Below are 22645 nucleotides of genomic sequence, written 5' to 3'. Positions count from 1 at the left end.
CCATCAAGTTTATCGGTATTCAAAAAAAATTAAGACGCGCCTAATTTTATTTTTAGATTTTCGATTAAGTTTTCCCAGTATAACTGGTTTTCATCTTCGTCGCCGGCATCACAGAAATCGGTAACATTCAGTGATAAATCTTCAGTAATATCATCAATTACGATCGTCATTTCGAAGAAGTTTTTGGTTCCTTCATCCTCTTCCCAACGAAAACGCACAAAACTTTCAGGCTTATAACGGATCAGCGTAGCTTTTTCGGCAGGCCCGCCATTCCAGCTGAAGAAAAAATCATCGCCTTTTTCTACAACCTCGTCAGCAAACCACTCAGAAAGCCCTTCTGCGCTTGCCATATATTCATATAAAATCTCCGACTGACAGTGCATTGGAAATTCATACTGCACTTTCGTTTTCGCCATATTTCTGCCTTTTTTTAATGTGTCGCAATATATAAATTAATTTTTAATATATGCAAAATATTGGCTGAAATGTGCGAAATATCATGTAGCCCGAAGCATGGATTTTTGCATCATAATCTGTACCCGCTTTCACTACTCGCTTTTTTTTTGGGGCTGCACCGAAACCGCCGCAACCCAACAAAAAAGAGCTCAGACATGCCGTTCAATCGGGGCTAAAAGTTTATTCAGTTTTTCCTTTGAAAAAGGCTTTCAGTCCTCATTGAGAACTTCCAGAATAATCTCACATCCTTCCCGGATTTCTTCCGGAGACAAAGTTAAAGGCGGAGAAATTCTCATGTATTCATTACGGTACAGCTGCCAGAAAACAACCAGACCTTTTTCCATACATCGTTTGGCGACATTCAACGTATATTCCGGTGAGCCCAGATTTACCGCAAGCATTAATCCGCGTCCGTTGATGTTTTTAATTTTAGGATGAACCAGCAGTTCACGGAAGAGCTGCTCTTTCTTTTCCACTTCATTCATCAGTCCGCTTTCCAGCACTTCTTTCAGTGTTGCATAACTTGCAGCAGCAATAAGAGGGTTTCCGCCAAAAGTAGTGATATGACCCAGTTTTGGAGAATGTGACAACGTTTCCATGATCTTTCTGGAACTCATAAATGCTCCTACGGGAACGCCTCCTCCCATTCCTTTACCCATGGCGAGGATATCAGGAACAATTCCGTAATGTTCGAAAGCAAAGAGTTTTCCGGTACGTCCGAATCCTGGCTGTATTTCATCGAGAATAAGCAGAGCACCCACCTCTTCGCAGCGGGCTTTGAGTTTCTTCAGATAATTATTTTCAGGGAGAAGAAATCCTGCGGCTCCCTGAATGGTTTCCAGAATAACGCATGCCGTTTTATCGGTAATTTTTTGCAGGTCTTTTTCCTCATTAAATTCGATAAAACTTACCAAAGGTAAAAGCGGACGGAACTCACGTTTGTGATATTCATTCCCGGAAACCGACAAAGCGCCATGTGTGTTGCCGTGATAAGAATTCTTAAAAGAGATAATTTCTTCTCTTCCGGTATATCTTTTCGCAAGTTTCAAACTCCCGTCAATAGCTTCTGCACCTGAATTCACCAGATAGGTCACCTCCAAAGGTTCCGGAGTTGCCTCTGCTAAAAGTTTACAGAGTTTTACAGGCATTTCCTGTGCGTACTCGCCATAAACCATGACGTGCAGATATTTTTCAGCCTGGGTTTTAATAGCTTCTACAATTTTCGGATGGGAATGTCCTAAAGTATTGGCGGAAACTCCGGCAACAAAATCAAGGTATCTTCTTCCGTCTTTTCCGTAGATGTAACTTCCCTCGGCTTTTTCCACTTCGAAGCCTGCGGCGAACTGTGTGGTTTTAGCCTGGTACTTAAAAAAATCAGCTTGCATTTTTATATAATTTTTGAATTTAAAAAAGATAGCGTTCCTACGGAACGCCTCTGTTTTTTCTTGTATTTTCCGATACTCATTAATTCTCCGGAACGTTCTATTTTCTTACCCTTTTCGGTTTCTTCGCCTCTTCTTTTGCCTTGGCGTCGTCGATGGCTTTCTGTGCCGCGTTATAGAGGGCATCATCAGACTGATATTTCACCTCCTCATAGTCAGGAGTATCGAGGAAGATGTCCTGCCATTTGCGCAGCCGGTCTTTGGTGTTCCAGTTAAAATCGGGGAAGAAGCGCTTTTCCCGAGCGATCTTGCTCATCGGGTAAATGTCCGTATTTGCGCCCACGTTACAGGAAATGATCTGCACGCGTCTTTCTTCGAACTCTGCTTCTATCGTTCCGCAGGTTGAAAGCGCAACTCCTATCCTTTCAGTTTCTTTGGTTTTCTCATTCTGGTCGTCGGCATAAGTGATTGCCTGCGCATTACCGATAACTTTTGCGAGAGTGATCTCGTTCTCTTTATAATAAACGGTCATCAGTTTGCCTTTTACCTGATTGAATTCGTCTTTCAGATTCAGTGAGTCAGCCTTGCTGATAGCGAATGCATTTCCCACTACTTTTAAGGAATCGATATATTCGCTTTCCGTATCGAAATAAGCTTCTATCTTATCTCCGGTTACCTGTTTTTCGCCGCTCCACGCAATAGGTTTACCAAAAAGGTGCATAACGCCGTCGGTTTCATTAAATGCCAGCGAATCTGCCCGCACCTGAATGTTTGATTTAAACATTCTCGACTTTTTGTAGGCTCTCAGGAAACTTTTCTTTTTTAACGGATTTGCCGGATCAATCTTCTGGTACGCTAAAATCTTCTGTGCAGAGAAATACATGGAATCTTTATCTAAAATCTTTACCGCATACGGACGGTCCGTCATCATCGCTGAATCTTTCTTCTCGTAGATTTCACCGTAACCACCCTTCATATACCGTCTTTCTTTCGGATCGCGAAGCGTTACATTTCCTTTAGCTGTTCCAAATCCGGTAATCTGATTGAAATACATATCGTCTCCGGTAAGGATTTTATCGTTATAATGAATTCTGGAATTCTTCTTCAGATATACTTCCTTGGAATTCATATTATAGGTTCCCTTCTCCGTATAAATAAGATTGGCTGGGTTTTTCTTGTTTGTTATCGTCGTCGGTCCGCTGAAAATTGCGGTATTGGTGTTTTGGTTCTGAACAATGTTTGTACCTTCTACCGTATAATCGGGATTATTAATTTTGACATTCCCTGTGAAATCGATCATTTTTGAGTTCAAATCGTAGGTTGCCGACTTGGTGTACATCACATTGGCAGCATCAGAAATAGTTCCTCCGGTATTGAAATAGGCTTTATTGGACAGCCTGTCGTAATACAGTGTTTCGGTCTTGATGGTTTGCTTGGGGTCGGTAAGCACCACATTTTTTCTTGCAATTCCTTTCTGTGAGTTTCCGTCATACTCCATTTCTCCGGCAGTGATTACAGATCCGTCCGCGTTTTGAAGTTTTACGTTGCCGATCGCTTTTACAAAATTCTGCTCTTCATAGAAAATTACTTCATCTGCGCTGAGAAGCGAGCCCTGATGCTCAAACTGTACATTACCGGAGAAATATGGGTTACCGCTATACTTTTCCGGTGTTTTCTGAAAGAAATCTGAATGGATGAGACGCACTTTTTCGCCCTGCGGAGCTTTCTGCGCGGTATTGAAATAAGGGTCTTTCACCAAAGGATCCTGTGGCTTTGTAGCAATCTGCGCAAAAGAAAATGCACTGATGAAAAGAAATAAAACGAAAAGTTTTTTCATTAATTTTTTTTGGTACCGTAAAAATAAAGCGAATGAGAATCAATAGTTACGCCAAATGCGTTTTCAATTGCTTCCTTAATTCCCTGAATTCTCGGGTCGCAGAACTCGATGATTTCTTCAATTTCTTTGTCTGAATCTTTCTTGTAAATCACCAGATGATCATGCTGTTTATCGAAGTAAGACTTTTCGTAAGAGGAAGAAGTAAGTGTTTTTTCCCCGAACTGGTGCTTACGGATTAAGCCTGCATCGAGAAAAATTTCAATCGTATTATAGATGGTTGCTTTGGAAACATGATATTTCTTCTGCATCATCAGAAGGTAAAGGTCATCCACATTAAAGTGATGTTCCATGGAGTAAATTTCCTCCAGAATCGTATAGCGTTCGGGAGTATTTCTAAAACCTTTATCCTGCAGATACTGTCTTAAAACCTCCTTTATCGTGGTTATATTAAGTTCTTTCTGTTTAGTGTTCATCAAAAAAATTATCTACAAATTTATTGATTTTATTCTAAATGGAAACCCTGGTGTTTCCATAAAAAAAATTCCCGAAAAAAATCGGGAATTTATTATTAGGAATTATAATGTCTGAATTCAACCTGCTTAATTTTTTTGGTAATCACCTTCTGATCCAGCAGCGGCGCAGATTCTACCACCACATTATGGGCAGATATTCCCCAAGCTTTGAAATCGTCACTGCCAATATATTTCACAAAATTATAAATATTGAGCGTCATTTTTTCTTTCACCGTTAACAGAGTATCGTTGATATAGGTGTTGTCAATAATTACATATTTAAGATCGGGCGGTATGTTAAAGGCACGCAGTGAAGGATGACTGCTTCGTGACGGGATACTTCCCTCTTCCATCATATCCGCCAACACCTGATCGAAATAATCGTTAATCCTTCTGTCGATCTTAAATCCGAGAAGGAAATTAATTCTGTAAATCGTTCCAGGCATAATTTCATCAATGGTATACTTAAAAGTGAACGGATCTTCCTGATTTACAATATTTAAGATAAAGTAATGATCTGCACGTTTCGGCTGTTTCCTTAGAATCGAGTAAATGATTTTGGATTCAATTTCGTCCTCTCTTTTTGCTCGGCTCAGAAAAGCCAGATTGGTGGCGTATTTAGGGATGGTTTCATCCAGTTTTAAATCTTTAATAATGGACACGTATTTATCAAGCTTAACGAACTTAATAAATTTTCCCTTGATGAGCCGTCCGTTATACCAGGCATACATACACGTTGCAATAAATCCGCCGAGCGCCATTGTAAGCCAACCTCCATCGAAAAACTTAATAACATTAGCATAGAAAAACCCTAATTCAATGAAAAGATAAACCGTAACAAATCCGATAGCAAAAATTTTATTTACTCTGGTTCGGCTCAGCCAGTAAAACAGAAGTGTAGTAGTCATCAACATCGTAATCGTGATGGTCAAACCATAAGCGGCTTCCATGAGTTCAGATTTTTTAAAGTAAATCACCACGATAAAACAAAGCACCATCAGTCCCCAGTTGATTCTCGGAATATACATCTGACCTTTAATTCCGGAGGGATAATCAATCTGCTGATTGGGCCAGAAAGAAACCGACATCGCCTCTGAAAACATCGTAAAAGACCCCGTAATAACGGACTGACTTGCAATAATCGCCGCCGCTGTTGCAAGAATTACTCCGGGAAGAATAGCCCATTGTGGCATAATACCGAATATAGGATTGATTCCTTCAGCCACCTGATGATAATTATCAAGCAACCAGGCACCCTGTCCTAAATAATTCAAAATGAGCATTATTTTTACGAAAACCCAGCTCACGCGTATATTTTGTTTGCCACAATGTCCTAAATCTGAATACAGCGCCTCAGCACCTGTGGTACACAGGAAAACCGCACCCATAATCACAATTGCACTGGGCGAATGGGTGATTAAATTATATGCATAATAGGGATTAAAAGCTTTCAAGATATCGAGATGGTCAAAAACATGCACAGCCCCAAATATTCCCAGAACGAGAAACCAAAGTACCATGACCGGGCCGAAGAACTTTCCTATCGATGCAGTACCAAACTGCTGAATAAAAAAGACTATTGCCAGAATAATCAGGGTAATTGCAACCACAGGGGTATGCGGACTGTAAATCTTAAGCCCTTCCACTGCTGACATTACCGTTAGAGAAGGGGTTATCACACTGTCGGCGACCAGCGTTGCGGCACCAATAATCGCGATAACATAGAGCCATTTCTTTTTGAGTCTTTTTACCAGGGAGTACAGAGAAAGAATTCCGCCCTCCCCTTTATTATCGGCTCTTAAAGCAATCACTACATATTTAATGGTAGTTTGGAGGGTAAGAGTCCAGATGATACATGAAAGCGCACCTTCAATATAATCATCAAAAGGCATACTTCCGCCATCTTTTCTGGCATTCACAATTGCCTTCATCACATACAGCGGCGAGGTTCCGATATCACCGAAAACAATTCCGAGGGAAACCAGAACTCCCATTGCTGTGAGTTTTTTCGTATCAAAATGATGACCGCCTTCAACTACTTCTGACATTATTTAATAATATTTAATGCACAAATTTAGATTAAAAAATTATTCAGAAATGATTTTTAGTAATTAAATGACGATTTAAACAAAAAAAACTCCCTTTCGGGAGTTTTCTGTTTATGCTTTGATATACATTGCTTTCTTGATTTCTTCTTTCACTTTCTCCAGTTTCGGGAACCATTCGGCAAATAAAGCCGCTGAATAAGGTGCCGGCGCATCCGGAGTGGTAATTCTTTTAATTGGCGCATCCAGATAATCAAATGCTTTCTGCTGCACCATATAAGTAATTTCTGATGAAACAGATCCAAACGGCCACGCTTCTTCAAGAATAACCAGTCTGTTTGTTTTCTTCACAGACGCAATAACAGTATCAAAATCCAACGGACGCACAGTTCTCAAATCGATCACTTCAACTGAGATACCTTCTTTTTCCATATCTTCTGCAGCCTGCATGGCAAGTTTCATGATTTTACCGAAAGAAACCAAAGTAACATCTTTACCTTCTTTCTTGATATCTGCTTTCCCGATTGGGATATAATATTCTTCTTCCGGAATTTCCATTTTGTCTCCATACATCTGCTCAGACTCCATGAAGATCACAGGATCGTTGTCCTGAATTGCCGCTTTCAATAAACCTTTCGCGTCATACGGATTTGAAGGAACCACTACTTTTAAACCTGGTGTGTTTGCAAACCAGCTTTCCAGCGCCTGAGAGTGTGTTGCACCCAACTGACCTGCTGACGCCGTAGGACCTCTGAAAACGATCGGGCAATTCCACTGTCCACCGCTCATCTGGCGGATTTTGGCAGCGTTATTAATGATCTGGTCAATACCAACCAAAGCAAAATTAAAAGTCATGTATTCAACAATCGGTCTGTTTCCGTTCATTGCCGAACCTACCGCAATTCCTGTAAAGCCGAGCTCCGCAATGGGGGTATCGATTACTCTTTTTGGGCCGAATTCGTCGAGCATACCTTTTGATGCTTTGTAAGCACCGTTGTATTCAGCAACTTCTTCACCCATTAAATAAATTGATTGATCCTTACGCATTTCCTCGCTCATTGCCTGGGCAATCACTTCACGAAAAGTATATTCCTTCATATTCATTGAAAAATTAGACTACAAAAGTAAAGATTTTTTCCCAAACCTTCAGATGATATTGGACATAAAAAAAGCAACTCTTTCGAATTGCTTTTTTTTATTTATTTTCAGGTTTATTTTACAGCATGCCAGGTTTGGCTTCTTCCGATCAGTGAAAATCCGATATATCCTCTAACATTCAGTTTATCACCTTCTCTTGTGATATTACATTTGTAAGTTTTACCGGTTTTAGGATCGGTGATGGTACCTCCTGTAAATTCTTTACCTTCTTTTTTCATTCCTCTTACGATTTCCATACCCAAAATCGGCTTGTTTTTTCTGTCGTCTTTACAGTCGATACAGGTTTCGTGAGTAGGTTTTATTAAAAGCTGCGACACTTTTCCGTAGTACTTGCCGTCAGATTTTTTGTAGATTTCAACAATAGATTTTGCCTGTCCTGTTTCATCATCGATGGTTTTCCATTTTCCTTCGATCTGAGCATAAGAAAGCGTTGCGAAAAATAAAGCAACGAAAGCGAAAATTATTTTTTTCATTTTATAAATTATTTTAATTTTTAGTTGGATAAATGTAATTAAAAAAAGTTAAACACCAAATATTTAACTATCCGTAACATAGTTTACAAGAGAAAAGCCAAAATCCCAAAATTTAAACGCCGGTTTAATTTCAGAGTCTTAATTCAGTTTACGGTTAATTACCCGGTTCATATAATCCTGATACCAAGCCTTGCTTTTCATTTCGCCCAGTGTTACCTCAGGATTTTTCACTTTACCGAGAAGATTTTTTTCGAAACCCAAATCTTTGATATCATAAATTCCTGTAAAATCTTTTCCGTCGAACAGGTAGATATAATTTCCAATCATAAACTGCTCTACTCCACTGGAATTTACAATTAAATAATCTTCTTTCTTATCGGAAACCAGGCTTCTTCCCCAACTTCGGATTTTTTTGTTATAACCCATCAGATCTGCCAAAGTAGGATAAATATCCATTTGCTGGGCAGGTTCGGTAATCTCTCCTTTCAGGTTGTATTTGGGATTTGGCGAATAAAACAGAATCGGTACGGCAAAACGGTTCATCGCTTTTTCATATTCGGGATAGGCAATCTGGTTCGTATGATCTGCTACAACAACAAATATTGTATTATTAAACCAGGGCATTTTCTCTGCGGTTTCAAAAAACTTTTTCAGTGCAAAATCGGTATAACCAATCGGTTCGTGAATTTCCAGCGGACCTTTTTTGAATTTGTCCTGATATTTCTCCGGCACTTTAAAAGGATGATGCGATGACGCTGAAAACATCGTTGCCATAAAAGGAGATTTTTTTGTGTTCAGCGTTTTAGCAAAATACTGAAAGAACGGCTCGTCCCAAATCCCCCACATTCCGTCAAAATCCGCATCGTTATTGTATTCGTTTTTTCCGTAATAATGTTTGAACCCGAGAATATTCCCGAAACCTAGAAACCCCATTGAACCATTAGGTGCGCCGTGAAAAAAAGAAGTATCGTAACCCATTTCATTTGAAACCGAAACAATCGACTGTATTTTCTGGTTGGAATAAGGCGAACTTGTAAACGCGTCCTTCAGACTCGGAATTCCTGCCAAAACCGAACTCATTCCGTGGATCGACTGTCTTCCGTTGGCAAAAGCATTCGTTGCAATCAGACTCTGCCCAGCCAAACTGTCGAAAAACGGTGTATAGGAAACAAAATTTTTAATATTGGTATTTCTGTTGAATGCACCGGAATATTCTTTGCCAAAACTTTCAATAATGAAAATAACGATGTTCGGTTTCGGTTCTACATCTGGTCTCTGATACAGTTTATAAGGTTTAATGTTTTGATTAATGAACTTTTCATCCACAAAATGCACTTCCTGGAAATTATTGGTATTCATCGTCCTGAAAAAGGAAAAAACGCTGTTCAGAACTACATTTGCCTGCAGCGGATTATCCACGTGCCGGTTAGCATCCACCAGATTTATCGGTCTTGTAGAATGTTTGAAATCACCACGGATTCCGCCTACAACCAGTGTTGCAACGATACATAAAGTAAGAACTGAAAGCGAAAAATACCGCCATTTCTTTACCGGCGTCTCTTCCTTCACTTTTACTTTTCTGTAAAGGAAAATCCAGAAAATCATCAGAACAATAAACCAGAAAATCACAAAAGGATGTTCAACAACAGAAACCAAAAACACCTTCCCGATATTTTTTTCATGCTGCGCAACGTGCATTGCAGCCATTGTGAGTCTTGCCTGTGAGAATTTATAATACACAAAATCGCCGAAATTCATTCCATAAGCGATTCCGTTGGTGATGAAATAGAGGTAAAACAAAAACTTCTGGTAATATGTTTTGGTATTGATGACCAGCGGAACCAAACTCAGCAGAATAAAAAGGGAATTTACATAGAGAATCGCCGTGGTATCAAAAGCGGTTCCGTGATAAGCAATATTAAAATAATCGGAAACCGAATCGATCCCGATTAAATTTTTATTGAAAAACCAAAATAAAAAACGTGCAATCTGATAGAAGAAGAACGCTAAAAAAATCCTGTAAAAAAGAGCAAAAACCTCCTGTAATCTTATATCTTTCATTCAATTTATTAAAAACAGCGCTGCAAATTTACATTAATTTCATATTTCCGTATTAATTAGTTTTTTTCAGAAAAATGAACTCAGGAATTTTAATAAAAATCTTATTTTTGCTTCTATGAACTTTATTAAAAACAATCTGGCCAACGCTTTTACTTTGGCGAACTTATTTTCGGGAAGCATTGGTGTCATTCAGCTGCTTGCAGGCAATTACCACATTACAGCAATCTGCATCATCATCTCTCTCATCCTTGATTTTTTCGACGGATTTATTGCAAGAGCCATGAAATCCAATTCCAACCTTGGCGCTCAGCTCGATTCGCTTGCGGACATGGTAAGCTTCGGTTTGCTGCCCGGAATCGCGATGTACAAAGCTTTGGAACCTTTCGGAAGTCAGCTTTTCGGAACGGAACTTCCATTTGAAATAAAATACCTTGGACTTTTCATTACGCTGTTTTCGTGTTTGAGACTCGCGATTTTCAATCTTGATGAAGAACAGACTTATTATTTTAAAGGGTTAAATACACCTTCCAATACCATTCTGATTTTCGGACTTTATTACGCTTTTCTTGAAACCGAGAGTTTCAGGTTTTTATTTGAAAATTCTTTACTGCTCATTATTCTGACGGTTATTTCATCCTGGATTTTAGTGAGCCCGGTTAAAATGATCGCGATGAAATTCAAGTCGATGAAGCTGGAAGATAATTATCCGAAAATCGCTCTGTTAATAGGCGCTGTACTGATTTTAATTCTGTTTAAAACTGTCGGCATTCCGTTGGTTATTTTATATTATATTCTAATTTCACTTATTTTTCAGAAACAGCTCAAATAAATCTATCATCAATTATCTATAATGAATTTAAAACTCTATAAACCGCTCTGTATCTTCGATCTGGAAACCACCGGAATCAACGTAGCGAAAGACAGAATTGTGGAAATCTGCATCCTGAAAGTAAATCCCGATTCTTCCCGTGAAAGCAGAACATGGCTGGTAAACCCGGAAATGTACATTCCGAAAGAATCAACCGCTGTTCACGGAATCAGTGATGAAGACGTGAAAGATGCGCCGAAATTCAGCGAGATTGCACCAAAAATCATGGAAATGATCGCCGGTTCTGATCTGGGAGGATTTAATTCCAACCGTTTTGATGTTCCGCTTCTGGCAGAAGAACTTCTGAGAGCAGGACTGGATTTTGATTTGAGCAAATTTAAACTCGTAGACGCGCAGACGATTTTCCATAAAATGGAACCGCGGAATCTTACCGCAGCCTATCAGTTTTACTGTAAAAAAACACTGGAAAACGCCCATTCTGCTGAAGCAGACGTGTTGGCTACATTTGAAGTTCTTGACGCGCAGGTTGGTCATTACGAAGATTTGCCGAACGAAATCGCAGGATTGAGCGAGTTTTCTTTCCATCATAAATTTGCGGATTTAGCAGGATTTATTGCCTTTGATGCGGATGAGAAGGAAATATTCAGTTTCGGAAAATACAAAGGACAAAGAGTAAAAGACGTTTTCCAAAAAGATCTGGGATATTACGGGTGGATTCAAAATGCTGATTTTCCTTTGTACACGAAGAAAGTTCTGACCGGAATTCAGTTAAAAAGCAAATTTTAATCAAGAAAAAAACTCGAAATGAAAATCATCTGCATCGGCCGAAATTATGCTGAACACGCCAAAGAACTCGGAAATGAAATTCCTGAAAATCCTGTAATTTTCATGAAACCCGACACCGCGGTTTTAAAGAAAGGCTCAGATTTTTACATTCCTGAATTTTCACAGGACGTGCATTACGAGCTGGAAGTCGTTTTGAAAATCTCAAAAGGCGGAAAATACATTCAGGAAGATAAAGCGGCGAATTATTTTGAGGAAATCGGGCTGGGAATTGATTTCACGGCGAGAGATCTGCAGAGTCAGCTTAAAGCAAAAGGCCTTCCCTGGGAACTGGCCAAAGGTTTCGACGGAAGCGCGGTACTTTCAGAATTCTACAAAAAAGCTGATTTCGATATGAAAAACCTGAATTTTTCTTTAGTTAAAAATAAAGAAGAAGTGCAGAACGGAAATACTTCGATGATGATTTTCCCGCCTGAAAAAATCATTGCTTTTGTTTCCCAGTATTTTACCTTAAAAACCGGCGATCTCATTTTTACCGGCACGCCAAAAGGTGTTGGAAAAGTTTCGGAAAATGATATCCTCGAGGGTTTTCTGGAAGGAAAGAAAGTTTTCGATCTGAGGATTCAGTAGGACCGCTTCTCTGTTTCAGTAAATTTTTGTAACTTTAATCAACAAAAAATTAAATCATGATCAATATTGTTTTACCCGTCGATTTCGGCGATTCTACAGATAAATTAATTAGCGGAGCCGTAAAATTCGCGAAAGAAACTCAGGGAAGAATCTGCCTGATTCACGTTGCTCCGGCCGACATTGGTTTTGCTATTGGTGACATGGGATTTCAGTATTTCCCGGAAGTGGAACAGAACGAGATTAAGGAAGAACTGCTCCGTTTAAACAACATTCAGCAGCGGATTCTTGCCCAGGATATTGATTGTGAGCACATCCTGAAACAGGGCGTTGCCGGAGATATTATTCTGGATTATGCTAAGGAGAAGAATGCGGGATATATGGTGATGGGATCACACGGACGAAGCGGAATTTATGATGTTTTTGTGGGAAGCTTAACCAAAGAACTTACGCGCCGCTCATCTATTCCGGTTTTGGTAATTCCTATTCACTAAAAGGCGTAAATTGGTATAAAACAAATCCCGGAATTGCAGAATTCCGGGATTTTTATAATAATAAAAATATCAATTATTTAAGTTATCCTTTTTTGTTGATCTTCGGATCGTAGTAAGGATGATGTCCTTCGGTTGGAGAAAAATATTCTTTGTCTTTGTCGCCGCCTAAAGTGGTAACCAACACATAGCACCAATAGGTAAACAAGGCTGATGCTACGAAGAATAAAATCCAGTTTACAAAATTTCCTGCAAATTCAAAAAACCCGAAAGACCATTTGAATACACTGCTTAAGAAGAGAAAGAAAGACGTCATTATTTTCCTTTTTTAAATTAACTTTGCACAAAATTAATAAAAATGTTTCGATTACTTTCAAAAGAAAGCAATATTTTTTCAATACCGGTCTACATAGGCATTCTTCTTTTGATCGTAATAGGATTTAACTTCCTTGATTTCAACTCGTTGGACATTTTCTCTGCAGTAATTACTTTTGCGGGCGTTGCATTGGGATATTTCTGTTTTAATGCTATCTCGCTGAATTACCAAACTCATCTCCCTTTATTTTTATATACCGCTTTCATTTTTGCGCTTTATCCGGGAGATCTTGACATAGGAATTGCGGTTTCACTCTTCACCAATTCCATTATTTTGCTGCTTCTGACTGATAATGATACAATGGTGCGAAAAAACTCCATTATTCTGGTAGGAGCAATTCTCGCTTTGAACTTTGTATTCCTCCCGACGACCTGGCCAATGACTATTTTTGTGATTTTTCACATCATCGGAACTTCAGATAAAGTAGGGCTTCACATCTTCCGTTTGTTTTTCGGGATTTCTCTGGTTGTACTTTCATATTTTGGGATCGCCTACTTCCTTGGAATGAACTCATGGAACGAGGCTTATTTTCCCTTCAATAACTTTAAACCATCGAAAGGTCTGGAAGATCTGATCTGGCTGATTCCGGTGGCTTTAATGCTGATCCACGCGGTGATGGATCATTTTAAACATTTCAATAAAAAAAGCCCCAACAGTAAATTCAAATATACTTTTCTATTAATTTTTTCGCTTGCACAGCTGATCACCATTGTACTGTACATGGGAAACGTATATGAATACTTACTTTTGCTCGCCCTTCCGGCGTCCATTATTTTAAGCAGAATGCTTAAATTTCTCCCCAAATACTGGATGCAGGAAACAGGGCTCTGGCTGCTTATTATATGTCTGGTGATGTTTAAACTCGCCAATTATTTCAACCTCAATATTTAAAAACGATGATACAAATTGAAAACAGATTAATTTCTGAAGATATTTTTGCAGAAGAATTTGTGTGTAACCTCAGTAAATGCAAAGGCGCATGTTGCGTCGCCGGCGATGTAGGGGCACCCTTAGAAAAATATGAAACTGAAATTCTTGATAAAATTTTCGATAAAGTAAAGCCTTATCTGAGACCTGAAGGCGTGAAAGCTCTCGAAGAGCAGGGAACATGGACGATTGATCCGCACGATGGCGATTTTGTAACTCCTATGGTGAACGGTGCAGAATGTGCGTACGTGATTTTCGATGAAAAAGGCGTAACAAAATGCGGTATTGAAAAAGCATATGAAGACGGTGCTGTGGACTGGCAAAAACCTATTTCTTGTCACCTCTACCCGATCCGCGTCACTGAATATTCCACTTTTACCGCGATGAATTATCATGAATGGGAAATCTGTAACGACGCCTGTATTTTGGGAAAAGAACTTAAAGTTCCGGTTTACAAATTTCTAAAAACACCTCTGATCCGAAAATACGGTGAAGAATTTTACGACACGCTTTGCGACGCGGCAGAAGAATGGAAAGCAGAATTCGGTTCGTAAAAAAGTTTTATCTTTAAATAAAAAATGCCAGAACATTTTGAACTTTTAGATGTTTTTAAAGCGCTCATTTCTGTATTTGCTGGATTGATTCTCGGTTTTGAAAGAGAAATGAAAGATAAATCTGCCGGTCTGAAAACCATTACGGTTATTTGCCTCGGTTCTACCTTATTTTCTATTCTTTCGTACAAAGTTTCCGGCAGCGGCGATCCCGCAAGAATTGCTTCCTATATCGTCAGCGGAATCGGATTTCTCGGCGCGGGAGTTATCTTTAAAGAAGGTTTCACCGTGTACGGACTTACGACCGCCGGCATTATCTGGATGGCCGCGGCTGTCGGAATGGCTATTGGTTTTGGAGAGGTTTATATCGCCTTTATCTTTCTTATTTCGGCCATTCTCATCATTTATACCGCGAAATATTTAACAAAATATTTTTTGCCCCTGCATCATCATAAAATTCTCAAGATGCGGATGAGCACGCATAATTTCATGACCTACAAAAGCACAATATTAGCAGATCTGAAAGCAATGACCAGCGAACTGAACGAGATCGCTATAGAAAAAGAGTTCGATCATATTTTGCTTACTCTGGAACTCCATATTTCAGAAAAACAGCTCGATAAAATGGAGAATTTTCTCACCTCCAATAAAAATCTGGAGTATTTCAGTTATTAAATTTTCTACAACTGTTTAACATACCAACCCGCCTTATTTGTATATTTAAATACACAAGCATACATGCAGAACCATATGTATATGCCACGGCCGTCCTAGACCTATCTCATTTAACAGCCACATTCCACTCTTTTCAATCCCGGATGGTGTACCTGCCAATTATATTTTAAATTACTTACAAACGTTTACCGTATTTCCTGCTTTCTCTCCTCATGATGTTAAGAAACCTGCAGGTAATATGCAATTTATCATACTGTATCCATACTATATCTATACTATAACCATACTATATCCTTACTATATCATAAAGGATTGGGATATTAAGGGATATGAAAAAGGCATTATTTGTTCATCCGTTGTTTTGGGTATCAACAAAAAAATCCGTCTCAATGCCGAGACGGATTTTATATTATTTAAGAAGAAAAATTACTTTTTCAGTTCTTCCAAAAACTCATCGTGAGAAATTTTGGTTTCCTTTTTTGTAGCTTTTTCTAAAATTACATCTTTCAGTTTTGCCATTCCTACTTCTGTAGAAATCTGACGAATCTGCTCCTGATCTTTCAGCATTTCAACCGCATATTTCTGAATCTCTTCATCAGATAAATGGTGAATACCGTAAATCGCCAACTGGTTTCTTACCAACTGCTCAGCCTGCGCCAAAACGTCCGTATATTCCAGTTTAATTTCGTTGTCGTTCATCAGTTTACCTTCAAGGATCTGATATTTCAACTGGTTCTTTTCTGCTTCGAAGATTTCTTTTGCCTGATTTTCGTCAGTGATATTTGCGTTACTGAACATTAACCATTTTACAAGGAAAGTTTCAGGAAGCTTCACATCTTCTTTTTCATTGATCTGCTCCAATACTTTGTTCACGAAATGAACATCAGCATTCTGCTGGAAATACTCATCAAGCTCAGTTTTTACTTTCGCTTTCAGTTCTTCTTCAGATTTGATGGTTCCTTCTCCGTATACTTTATCGAATAAATCCTGATTAAGTTCTGCCAAATTCAATCCGTAGAAATCTTTTACAGTTACTTTCTGCTGATTGTGGTGAAGATGCTCAACTTCTTCTTTGCTGAATCCTAATTCTTTCGCCAACTCTTCATTTTTCTGCAAATCTTCTTTAGAAATTGTTACAGATCCGTCCATTTTCAGATCTTTCACCAATTTGAAAGCTTCTTTTTTCTCAGCATCAATTACTATATTTTTTGGGTGATGATGATGTTCACCTTCTGCATCTTCTTCAACAATCTGGCTGATTTCCAAAGCAATATGAGAATCGTCACCGATGTTTTCCTGTACTACTTTCTCAGCAAAACGCTTCTGCATATTTTCGATGCTCTGTCCGATTTCTTTATCGGAAGCTTCTACTTTATAATGAGGCGCTTCATATTTAGCCAGATCAATAGTGAATTCCGGTTCGTAACCCACTTCAAATGCAACAGATAACTGCTCTGCATTGTGGTTTAACTCTTCCACTGGTTGCGGAACAGGCTGACCTACCAGTCTCAGCTTATTTTCATTTACATAATTGTTCAGCGCATCAGAAACCTGTTTGTTGATTTCTTCAAAAGCGATTCCCGCTTCATATTGCTTTCTTACCATGCTCAAAGGCACTTTCCCTTTTCTGAATCCGGGAACCTGCGCATTTTTCGCATAATTAATCAGTTGTTTTTCAACTTTATCTTTGTAATCTGATTTATCTAATGTAACTGTAAGTAACGCGCTTACTTCATCGTGGTTTGTCGCTGTAACGTTCATTGTTATTAATTGAAAATTTTAGGTTGCAAAAATAGTAATTTTTTTAGACTTTTAAGAATCTTATATTGCTAAAAAACGTTAAAAATCAATTACTAATACCAAAACTGGCCATTGCGTCGGTTTCCCCACCTTCCACTGTTCCGAAAGCTGTTCCGTTTTGGGCTTCATTTACGGATGTTGCATCATGAATTAATGTTAAAACCAATTGTGGTGAAGGTGAATTTACCGCTTTTATAACATTCCATTTTGTGATCAGTCCGAGTTTTGCGCCGTCGCTTCTCGTTGATGATTCATCGTCTGTCCTTGTTAAACTGATGACTGAACCCTGAAAATCGAAAATCAGGAAATGTTCATCTTTCGCCGCTTTGATGCTTGCTGTTTCATCTTCGTTTCCGTTTTTAAAGATGGTTTCTACGGTGTAGGATTTCCCGTCAGTTAGCCTGATCATGGGATTTGTTGCAGAATTTACTGTATAATTATATGTCTGCGAAATTCCTGTTGCATCATCTTTTACGTTCAGAATAATATTCGAGATATCTTCCTGAGAAAGCACATCCTCATCTTCATCAGCTCTGCTGCAGCTTATTGCAATGAAAGAAAGAAAAACGGGGAGCAGATATTTTATATTTTTAAGTAATTTCATGAGGTTGGGTTTTAAAATTTATATTTTACGTTGAGAATGATATTTCTTCCCATTTCATAGGAGAAAAACCGCATTCTGTTCAGATAATCTTTGTAATTTTTATCGAAAAGGTTCGTCACATTCAATCCAGCGGAAAAGTTTTTACTGAAATCCAGTCCGGTCTGAATGCTCCACAGAGAATAAGCCGGCGGCGGAGTTGACAAATCCAGCGTTTTTTCCACTTCTACTCCATTTTCATATACATTGATCGTGGGGTTGAAGACCGGGAAATTTTTCTGCTGCAAAAACGTTTGGTTTTCCACTTTGAAATAGAAATTTTTCCACTGTGCTTTTGAAAACTCCAGACTGTTCGAAAAATTCGGCGGAAGCATCAGAATTAAAGGCTGATCATTCGTTTTATCTTTTCCGTTCACATACGCAAAACGTCCTTTGTAACTTAAATTTTCATTGAGCTGGAGCTGCGCGTCGAAATCAATTCCGAACATCCTTGCATCAATCTGTTCATAGCTCCAAACCGGGAAAACGCCGCGGATCGTGTTCTGAATTCCGGTGGGAACCTGATTGATGAAATTTTCAGTAATAAATGAATACGGATTTACCGAAAGCTGTAAACCGCCTAAAACATTAAGTTTAGAATCGATATTCAAATTAAACTGATTTCCTTCTTCGTTTTTTAAGCGCATATTTCCGATTTCCAGAACGGACGCGGAATGATGAAGCCCGTCAGCGAATAGCTCAGCGATATTCGGTGTTCTTCCCACTTTTGCATAATTAAACTTCAGGTTGAATTTTTCTGAAGGATGATAATCGAAACCGGTATTAAAAGACAGGTTTTTATAATTCAGGGCAGGTTTTGTGAATATTCGGTTTCCATCGGTTTCCACATAAAAATTTTCAAAATCCGAAGCATATAGATTCTCCCAATCTTTGTCATCGTACCATTTTTTTACGTCATATTGAGTTATATCGTAACGCAGACCGCCTTCAATATTAAACTTTGGAGATAGTCTGTATTTCAGGACCGAATACATTCCGCCTGAATATTTCGTGTAATTCGGAACAAGTCTTCTCGCCATCGTTTCCGGGGTTGAATAATTGTACTGATAACTTAAATCGATTCCGGTTTCCAGATCCCAGTTTTTTCTTTCAATTAAATTATTGATATTTAACTGATTCGTAAAAAGTTCCAGATCGAGAGACGGCGTTCCTGAAAGCTCACCTCTTCTCACATCAAACTCCTTCCGGTGATTGTACTGAAAACTGTAATCAACCGAAAATTTTCCCAAATCTTTATATCTTTTGTAGGCAGAAATTTTCGCAAGATGATGCTGGATATCCTGTTTCGGATTGTCGATGGAGTACGAAAAATCTCTTTGATAAACAGGAACATCAGAATGTAAAGCTTTATAAAAATCCTCCAGATTCCCAATATGCGATCCGCGGAAAATACCGATTTCCTGATCCGTTACGCTGTAATCGAAAGAAATTCCCTGCAGAAAGCTGTTATTCTGTACGGTAAATCCAAAAGAATTGAAATTCAGTCCGGTGTTCATCAGATTATAATCCGGCGTGTGAAGATCGCCCAGTTTCCTGAAACCGCCGTTCGTTTTAACCGCCCAGCCATTTTCCCAGGTTTTTACAATATTCATGTCGAAACCGATTCCGCGGCCATTTGAGATCCCGGAAAGATTTACAGAACCCTTCAGTGTATCAGCTTTTTTGAAAGTTTCAGGTATCATTAAAACCACACCGCCAATGGCGTCGCTGCCATATTTTAATGCTGACGCACCTTTGATGACATCGATGTGTTCGAACTGCGATACATCCACATTCGGTGCATGTTCAACGCCCCACTCCTGTTCAGCCATTTTCACTCCGTTATTGATAATCGAGATCCTGCTTCCGTAAAGTCCGTGGATAATTGGTTTTGCGACATTGTTGCCGGTTTTTAAAGCTCCAACTCCGGAAATCCCGGAAAGAACATTCCCTAAATTTTCGGTAGAATTTCTTTCAATTGCTTTCTTATCTAAGGTTTTTACGATTAAAGTATTGGTCTTTTTGTGTGTTGCGTGGATGGTCACGGTTTCAATATCGGAAATATGATGTTCCAGATTCAGGGTGATTTCCAAATCTTTATCTACCTTAATCTGTTCGGTAAACGGTTCACAATCCGGATGATAAGCCGTCAATGTATAATTTCCTTTTTTAACGGAATTAAAGCTGAAGCTTCCGTTTTGATCTGACATTTCTATATTATTTCCGATTCTGATGATGGCATCTTTCAGAGGAACTTTATCATGAAAATCGATGATTTTCCCCTGAATTTTAAAGGTTTTCTGTGCGCTGAAAAACGTTAATCCGAAAAAGATTAACAGTATATTGAAAATGAATTTCATTTAAATGTTTGATTTTTAAATTGAGTAAATACGTAAAACTTAAAGATCTGATTACAAACCTTTAAAGCAACATTTTTGTGTAAAAATGTTATATTTTAAATGAAAAGCACAGGTGGGCCGCGAAGCTGAACATCAAAGAATCCGAGCGTTGCAAATCTCTCCTCATAGGCGAAAATCTGCTTCCGGAAATCTTCAGTTTTCAGTACTGCAAACTGAAACTGTTCAGGCAGCAAAGAGTTTCCGTCATGGAGAATGTGACACGAAAGACAGTCAGTAAAACCGATTGACAAATGACCTTGGGAAAAGGTTCTTTCAGTTTTCTTAAAATTAAAGTCTTTGAAAACCTCGCCACTTCCGTGATTGTGGAAATTTTGGGAGAACAGTGCCACGAAAAGATATACCACTGTAAAGAGTACAGCTGCAAACCGGCGATATGTCCTGTTCCTCAACATTCGGCAAAACTAATGATTTTTCGCAAAACACCAAATTTAACACTGGCCACCGAGGTAAATTACATTTCCGTAATATTCTTAAGCCTGTCAAATGTTAGGTTCATATTTACCGTAGTTTTTTGTAAATTTGTAGTGAAATTTTTATCTATGAAAGAAAGTACTGTAAAAAAGATTGCAGTTTTCACTTCCGGCGGTGATGCTCCCGGTATGAATGCAGCTCTAAGAGCGGTTGTAAGAACTGCAAATCACTATAACATTGAATGTTTCGGGGTAAGAGAAGGCTACAACGGCCTGATTAATGACGATTTCACCAAGATGGGACCCCGTTCTGTAAAAAATATCATCGGTGCAGGCGGCACCATTTTAAGATCCGCCAGATCCCTGGAATTTAAAACCAAAGAAGGACGCCAAAAAGCCTTTGACAACTGTGTGAAACACGGCATCGACGGGCTGGTATGTATCGGCGGCGACGGTACTTTTACCGGAGCAAAAGTTTTCAATGAAGAATTCGGAATCCAGGTTATCGGAATCCCAGGAACCATTGACAACGATATTTTCGGTACCGACAATACCATTGGCTATGATACCGCCTTGAATACCGCCATGGAAGCCATCGATAAAATCCGTGATACAGCGACCTCGCACAACAGAGTCTTCTTTGTGGAAGTGATGGGCCGTGATGCAGGATTTATTGCTCTCAACAGCGGTTTGGCAACTGGTGCAGTTGACATCCTGATTCCCGAAAGAAAGGACAGCATTGATGATCTTTTCGAAACTTTTGAAAGAGCGGAAAAGGCAGGAAAATCTTCAAGTATCGTCGTAGTGGCGGAAGGTGAAAAACTGGGAAGCATTTACGATCTTGCGAAAGCGACAAAAGCCGGCTTCCCGGATTACGATATCCGTGTTGCCATTCTGGGACATATCCAGAGAGGCGGTTCCCCGAGCTGTGCTGACAGAGTTTTAGCAAGCCGGTTGGGTTACGGAGCGGTAATTGGCCTGATGGAAGGCAGAACAAATGTAATGGCCGGAATGCAGTCGAATACCATGGTGTACACGCCTTTCGAGGAAGCTATTAAAAAACACAACGAAATCGATCAGGATTTGCTTCAGCTTTCAGAAATACTGGCGATATAAAAATTAAAAACTCAATAAATATTTAACAACAAATAAATTAATAAACAAAATATTATGTCAACAATCAAAGTAGGAATCAACGGATTCGGTAGAATTGGGCGTCTTGTTTTCAGAGCAATGGCCGATAGAGAAAACATCGAAGTAGTAGGAATTAATGACCTGATCAATGCTGAATACATGGCTTACATGCTGAAGTATGATTCTGTACACGGCGAATTCAAAGGAGAGGTTTCTGTTGAAGGAAACGACCTTATCGTTAACGGAAAGAAAATCAGAGTGACTGCTGAAAAAGATCCTAACAACCTTAAATGGAACGAAGTAGGCGCAGAATATATCGTAGAATCTACAGGTTTATTTTTATCAACCGAATCGGCTCAGGCTCACATCAATGCAGGTGCAAAAAAAGTTATTCTTTCCGCTCCGCCAAAAGATGATACGCCAATGTTTGTAATGGGAGTAAACCACAAAGATTTAACGGACGATATTAAAATTTTATCCAATGCTTCATGTACCACCAACTGTCTTGCACCTTTGGCAAAAGTAATTCACGATAATTTCGGAATTGTAGAAGGTTTGATGACGACTGTTCACGCAACTACAGCGACTCAGAAAACCGTTGACGGACCATCTATGAAAGATTGGAGAGGAGGACGTTCTGCTTTGAACAACATTATTCCTTCTTCTACAGGTGCTGCCAAAGCAGTGGGAAAAGTAATTCCTTCTCTGAACGGAAAACTTACCGGAATGTCTTTCCGAGTTCCTACCGCAGACGTTTCTGTAGTGGATTTAACAGTTAGATTAGAAAAAGCAACTTCTTACGAAGAAATCTGTGCAGCTGTGAAAACAGCTTCTGAAGGTGATTTGAAAGGAATTTTAGGTTATACTGAAGACGCTGTAGTTTCTCAGGATTTCGTAGGAGAAAAAAGAACTTCTGTTTTCGATAAAGATGCAGGAATCATGTTATCTCCAAACTTCGTGAAACTGGTTTCCTGGTACGACAACGAAATGGGTTATTCCAACAAATTAGCAGATATGTTGGTTCACTCCGCTTCTTTGTAAGCGCGGAACTTTTCATA

Annotated in this window: 22 protein-coding genes; 9 read left to right on the top strand and 13 right to left on the bottom strand. The window is 39.1% G+C overall.

Translation table 11 applies throughout. The features are described 5' to 3' along the window. Window positions 1-29 precede the first annotated feature (29 nt). From KSK37_RS00875 to KSK37_RS00840, 8 genes are all read right to left on the bottom strand, one after another. Window positions 30-416, bottom strand: coding sequence for an START-like domain-containing protein (locus KSK37_RS00875; RefSeq protein ID WP_088358383.1), 387 nt, complete (start codon window positions 414-416; stop codon window positions 30-32). Between the two features lie 249 nt (window positions 417-665). Next, window positions 666-1841 (bottom strand): aspartate aminotransferase family protein, encoded by a 1176-nt coding sequence (locus tag KSK37_RS00870; RefSeq protein ID WP_088358384.1) that lies wholly within the window; start codon window positions 1839-1841, stop codon window positions 666-668. A 97-nt stretch (window positions 1842-1938) separates the two neighbouring features. Then, window positions 1939-3675: an OstA-like protein gene (locus KSK37_RS00865; protein WP_217198895.1), complete on the bottom strand. Its 1737-nt coding sequence runs from the start codon at window positions 3673-3675 to the stop codon at window positions 1939-1941. Beyond that, a complete protein-coding gene (locus KSK37_RS00860; protein ID WP_088358386.1) occupies window positions 3675-4148 on the bottom strand; it encodes a Fur family transcriptional regulator in 474 nt (157 codons plus the stop codon). Before KSK37_RS00860 ends, KSK37_RS00865 begins: the two co-directional genes overlap by 1 nt. A 95-nt stretch (window positions 4149-4243) precedes the next feature. After that, window positions 4244-6235 carry a KUP/HAK/KT family potassium transporter gene (locus tag KSK37_RS00855; RefSeq protein WP_217198894.1) on the bottom strand — a complete coding sequence of 664 codons (1992 nt, stop codon included), beginning with the start codon at window positions 6233-6235 and terminating at the stop codon, window positions 4244-4246. 111 nt (window positions 6236-6346) lie between these two features. Next, window positions 6347-7330, bottom strand: coding sequence for a pyruvate dehydrogenase complex E1 component subunit beta (locus tag KSK37_RS00850; protein WP_217198893.1), 984 nt, complete (start codon window positions 7328-7330; stop codon window positions 6347-6349). 113 nt (window positions 7331-7443) lie between these two features. Then, complete coding sequence (locus tag KSK37_RS00845; protein WP_088358388.1) at window positions 7444-7863, bottom strand: DUF2147 domain-containing protein; 420 nt, start codon at window positions 7861-7863, stop codon at window positions 7444-7446. A 138-nt stretch (window positions 7864-8001) separates the two neighbouring features. Next, complete coding sequence (locus KSK37_RS00840) at window positions 8002-9924, bottom strand: LTA synthase family protein (protein ID WP_217198891.1); 1923 nt, start codon at window positions 9922-9924, stop codon at window positions 8002-8004. 115 nt (window positions 9925-10039) lie between these two features. Between KSK37_RS00840 and KSK37_RS00835 the strand changes: the two genes are divergently transcribed. From KSK37_RS00835 to KSK37_RS00820, 4 genes are read left to right on the top strand one after another with little or no spacing between them, the layout of a single operon-like run. Continuing rightward, window positions 10040-10753 carry a CDP-alcohol phosphatidyltransferase family protein gene (locus KSK37_RS00835; protein WP_217198889.1) on the top strand — a complete coding sequence of 238 codons (714 nt, stop codon included), beginning with the start codon at window positions 10040-10042 and terminating at the stop codon, window positions 10751-10753. Between the two features lie 21 nt (window positions 10754-10774). Further along, window positions 10775-11539 carry a 3'-5' exonuclease gene (locus tag KSK37_RS00830; protein ID WP_088358391.1) on the top strand — a complete coding sequence of 255 codons (765 nt, stop codon included), beginning with the start codon at window positions 10775-10777 and terminating at the stop codon, window positions 11537-11539. An 18-nt stretch (window positions 11540-11557) separates the two neighbouring features. Then, a complete protein-coding gene (locus KSK37_RS00825; protein WP_217198886.1) occupies window positions 11558-12166 on the top strand; it encodes a fumarylacetoacetate hydrolase family protein in 609 nt (202 codons plus the stop codon). A gap of 56 nt (window positions 12167-12222) precedes the next feature. After that, window positions 12223-12657 (top strand): universal stress protein, encoded by a 435-nt coding sequence (locus KSK37_RS00820; protein ID WP_088358394.1) that lies wholly within the window; start codon window positions 12223-12225, stop codon window positions 12655-12657. Window positions 12658-12739: 82 nt separating this feature from the next. Here KSK37_RS00820 and KSK37_RS00815 read toward each other — a convergent pair whose 3' ends face one another. Continuing rightward, on the bottom strand, window positions 12740-12970 hold the full coding sequence (locus KSK37_RS00815) for a hypothetical protein (RefSeq protein WP_088358395.1): 231 nt from the start codon (window positions 12968-12970) through the stop codon (window positions 12740-12742). 42 nt (window positions 12971-13012) lie between these two features. Between KSK37_RS00815 and KSK37_RS00810 the strand changes: the two genes are divergently transcribed. Genes KSK37_RS00810 through KSK37_RS00800 form a run of 3 tightly spaced genes read left to right on the top strand, consistent with a single transcriptional unit; the run spans window position 13013 to window position 15183 of the window. After that, window positions 13013-13921 (top strand): DUF6427 family protein, encoded by a 909-nt coding sequence (locus KSK37_RS00810; RefSeq protein ID WP_217198884.1) that lies wholly within the window; start codon window positions 13013-13015, stop codon window positions 13919-13921. A gap of 5 nt (window positions 13922-13926) precedes the next feature. Then, window positions 13927-14511: a DUF3109 family protein gene (locus tag KSK37_RS00805; protein ID WP_217198883.1), complete on the top strand. Its 585-nt coding sequence runs from the start codon at window positions 13927-13929 to the stop codon at window positions 14509-14511. A gap of 24 nt (window positions 14512-14535) precedes the next feature. After that, the gene (locus tag KSK37_RS00800; RefSeq protein WP_217198881.1) at window positions 14536-15183 is read left to right on the top strand and encodes an MgtC/SapB family protein; all 648 of its coding nucleotides are present in this window, start codon (window positions 14536-14538) and stop codon (window positions 15181-15183) included. Window positions 15184-15609: 426 nt separating this feature from the next. Here the strand turns inward: KSK37_RS00800 and KSK37_RS00795 are convergent, their stop codons facing one another. The 4 genes from KSK37_RS00795 to KSK37_RS00780 form a co-directional block, all read right to left on the bottom strand. Continuing rightward, a complete protein-coding gene (locus KSK37_RS00795; RefSeq protein ID WP_217198879.1) occupies window positions 15610-16944 on the bottom strand; it encodes a trigger factor in 1335 nt (444 codons plus the stop codon). A gap of 85 nt (window positions 16945-17029) precedes the next feature. Then, window positions 17030-17587 carry a hypothetical protein gene (locus tag KSK37_RS00790; protein WP_217198877.1) on the bottom strand — a complete coding sequence of 186 codons (558 nt, stop codon included), beginning with the start codon at window positions 17585-17587 and terminating at the stop codon, window positions 17030-17032. Between the two features lie 11 nt (window positions 17588-17598). After that, window positions 17599-19983 (bottom strand): TonB-dependent receptor, encoded by a 2385-nt coding sequence (locus KSK37_RS00785; protein WP_217198875.1) that lies wholly within the window; start codon window positions 19981-19983, stop codon window positions 17599-17601. A gap of 95 nt (window positions 19984-20078) precedes the next feature. After that, window positions 20079-20387 (bottom strand): hypothetical protein, encoded by a 309-nt coding sequence (locus KSK37_RS00780; protein ID WP_217198872.1) that lies wholly within the window; start codon window positions 20385-20387, stop codon window positions 20079-20081. 195 nt (window positions 20388-20582) lie between these two features. Here KSK37_RS00780 and pfkA point away from each other — a divergent pair, with 195 nt between their 5' ends. Together pfkA and gap are read left to right on the top strand one after the other, a co-directional pair. Continuing rightward, window positions 20583-21569, top strand: coding sequence for a 6-phosphofructokinase (gene pfkA, locus KSK37_RS00775; protein ID WP_088358403.1), 987 nt, complete (start codon window positions 20583-20585; stop codon window positions 21567-21569). A 54-nt stretch (window positions 21570-21623) separates the two neighbouring features. Next, entirely contained in the window at window positions 21624-22628 is a 1005-nt protein-coding gene (gap, locus tag KSK37_RS00770) for a type I glyceraldehyde-3-phosphate dehydrogenase (RefSeq protein WP_088358404.1), read from the top strand. The last annotated feature ends 17 nt before the right edge of the window (window positions 22629-22645 follow it).

Source organism: Kaistella soli (genome assembly GCF_019038595.1).
Classification (GTDB): domain Bacteria; phylum Bacteroidota; class Bacteroidia; order Flavobacteriales; family Weeksellaceae; genus Kaistella; species Kaistella soli.
The sequence above is the reverse complement of the archived record's forward strand: the minus strand, read 5'-3'. Positions and strand labels throughout refer to the sequence as shown.